Annotated in this window: 1 protein-coding gene; it reads left to right on the top strand. The window is 56.2% G+C overall.

What is annotated here, in order from left to right:
* On the top strand, nucleotides 1-235 hold a 235-nt coding region (locus AC1RP1_RS08495; protein ID WP_481762805.1), incomplete at both ends, for a hypothetical protein.

Raw genomic sequence — 235 nt, forward strand, 5'->3', positions numbered from 1 at the left:
GGTCAATGCCGCGTACACGAGACCGGCATCAAAATGATCTGCGAATATCTATTGCAGGACGGGCGGCGCCTTGGAACGCGGCGGGTATCGAGCATCGATACGGCTTTCGCCGACGACCTCTTTGAAAAACTTCTTTTCAAAGACGTGAAGGGCGAAAAGATCGAACGCCGCACCACCGTCAACCACGCGATGAAGACCGCGCGTTCGGCATGGAATACCGTGTCACGCGCCAATC

The sequence above is a fragment of the Dellaglioa sp. CoH-56-MRSF-13 genome (assembly GCF_056782095.1).